Source organism: uncultured Nostoc sp., assembly GCF_964245445.1.
Lineage (GTDB): Bacteria > Cyanobacteriota > Cyanobacteriia > Cyanobacteriales > Nostocaceae > Nostoc.
Genome location: NZ_CAXTNE010000390.1, coordinates 3,074 through 5,575, shown reverse-complemented (window position 1 = coordinate 5,575; position 2,502 = coordinate 3,074). Strand labels below are relative to the sequence as shown.

General features: G+C 40.5%; 2 protein-coding genes and 1 pseudogene. All 3 read right to left on the bottom strand.

The window, feature by feature from the left end; translation table 11 throughout:
* Positions 1-1,497, bottom strand: a 1,497-nt coding sequence (locus ACFE90_RS35615; RefSeq protein ID WP_375506974.1) for an NB-ARC domain-containing protein, incomplete at its 3' end; no start/stop codon positions are given.
* A gap of 389 nt (positions 1,498-1,886) precedes the next feature.
* On the bottom strand, positions 1,887-2,282 hold the full coding sequence (locus tag ACFE90_RS35610; protein WP_375506973.1) for a hypothetical protein: 396 nt from the start codon (positions 2,280-2,282) through the stop codon (positions 1,887-1,889).
* Between the two features lie 35 nt (positions 2,283-2,317).
* Positions 2,318-2,502, bottom strand: a pseudogene (locus ACFE90_RS35605) (hypothetical protein); the annotation flags it as partial.

Below are 2,502 nucleotides of genomic sequence, written 5' to 3'. Positions count from 1 at the left end.
CGGATGCTCCCCAGCAAACAGAGCTTGGCAAACATTTACGCTATCCTCATACCAAGGTTCTGCTAATTTATATAATCCTTGTCCCTCATAAAATCTTCCTATTCCCACAAATATCCACAGTACTTGATCGTTGGGCACTGATGCTGTGAAAAATGTCTGTACTTCTGTGGCTTTTTTTATCTCTGCAATTAAACGTTTTCCTATATCTTCAAGATGAAGAATAACATCTTTGAGGAATTCAATATCTTTAGAAGTAGGTGAATCGGGAAGGATTTGAGCTTTGGCTATCATGGCGGTGGCAAAGGTTGTTTCCAAAACTGATTTGGTTTCGCCATTTGCTAACTCCTCTTGCAAAAACCACCGCACTAAGGCATGAATTTTATAATATCCTTCTCTTTCTTCTACCAATTGCAGCAAATTGCACCCGTAGAGTTGCTTTTTAGCTGCGTTTAATTCATCTTCAGACCAAGTTAGCTGTCTTTCTTCCTGATTGTCTGCTTCCTCTCCACCTGTCGCCACCCAAATAACCAAATCCCAAAGAATCAGTGCAGGAGAAAATAAACTCAAAAATCTTCCTAGTTGTTGCGCCAGTGGGTCGAGTTCTGACCAAGTTAAAGCAAAGGCGGCTTTGACTCCCAGTTGAGTTGAGTTGAGAGTTTCCCGGTCTTGTAAAGCTGACTCTGCTAATTTACGTTCTTGCAATCGCCTAAACATGATATCTAAAGATATTTCCGGGTCGCGTACCAAATAACCTCCAAGTAACTCTATCCCCAAAGGCAAATATTCCAGATATTCACATATATTTGTTGCGGCTTGTGGTTGGTTTTCAACTCGCTTATCTTTTTCCCCCAACAGTCGTTTTAACAATTCTAAGGCTTTGCCTGGTTCTTTTTGGGGCGAGAGAACATCTAAGGGAATCTCTTGAATAAAATTCGGGTCTAAATGCCGCAGTCGAGTAGTAATCAAGGCTCGGAAGCGGTTATCGTTGGGAACGACTTGGCGGAGGTTGTCTAAATTAGTTACGTTATCGAAGATGATTAAAATCGGTAACTCAGAGTTAGGATATTTAGACCAACACCAGGCGACTTGTTCTTCAAGGCTTAAAAGTCTTCCTCCTAATTCTTGGGGAATCTCCAAACCAAACTGCAACCGGAAAAACTCTAAAACTTCGGCGGCGAGATTGGTTTCTCTGTCGTTAAACCAGGCAATTCCCCCATAATTTTCTTGATATCGTCTGGCGTATTGGGTAGCTAATTCAGTTTTGCCCAAGCCACCCATTCCTGCTATTGCTACATAGTTTTTGCGCTGCAAGTTTTCATGCAGCATTGTCAGTTCGGTTTCTTGCCCGACGAAATGGACGGAACCGCGATAAGGGATATATTTTGTGGGAGTTAGCTGTTTCTGCCCGTTAAGAATTTGAGTGCCAATGTTAACTTGAGCGCCAGGGGCGGCAAAAGCACCAACTTTGTCGGCAAACTTGCCAGAATCTTCAGGCATACATAGTTAAATCTTGCTGTTCACAAAAACTGAAAGACCTCTCTCCAAACCTCTCTCCGAAACGGAGAGAGGCTTTGAATCTTACTTCCGTTCCCTACAAGGAAAGGTTTTATAAAATTCTGCTCAGAATAAAGTCTTGAAATAAAAATGCTTTAAATCTTACTCCCCTTCCCTACAAGGGAAGCAGGGTGGTTTCATACAAGCACAGAAAAACTAAAACTGGGTTTCAAAGCCTCTCCCCCACAGGGGGAGAGGTTTGGAGAGAGGGAAAAAGCCATGCCACAAAACGAGAAATCAAGACTTATGCATTTTTCTTTTTTCGTATGAAACCACCCTGCCTTTCCCTACAAGGGAAAGGGCTGAGGGTTAAGTCACACAATAATGATAATTTAAAAAGACATATTTTCAATATTTCCTGTCCCACCTGGCATAACTACCTGACCAATTTTATCTGCTAATTTTTCTAGGTTAGGCATAGCCAAAATTTCAGCCAATTTAGGATTTGGTTCTGCTTTAGCTGCTGCGGCCAATTCCTGCATAGCTTGAGCTACTTCAGGATTAGCTTTAGCAGCCGATTCTACCTCTAGTACAGCCTTACCATAATCAAGTGGTTGCTCTGGTGCTTTCTCTATAGCAACTACAGTCTGGGAAGACTGTTTTTTGAGGGTGACCAGAAACTTACCAGTTTTATCCACTAAGGTTTCTGTTACCTTTTCGGTTGTTTTTTCTAAAGCTTTAGTGGCAATTATAGTGCCAACAGCGATCGCCGCAGTTTCAAGTATCATATCCTGTCTTGACTAAGTGTATCTTAATTTACTTATTAACACACCGCTTTTGTTCTAAATTTCGCAATAAACTTAAAAAATTTAGATTTAGCTGGGTTTTCATTAAAAAAGACATCTTTTTCGTTAACAAGAACATCTTTTTTGTTAATCAAGACATCTTTTTCATTAACAAGAACATCTTTTTTGTTAATCAAGACATCTTTTTCATTAACAAGAACAT

What these genes read in the sequence shown, in the direction of transcription:
- ACFE90_RS35610 (WP_375506973.1), bottom strand. Translation starts at nt 2,282, where the DNA reads ATGATACTTGAAACTGCGGCGATCGCTGTTGGCACTATAATTGCCACT.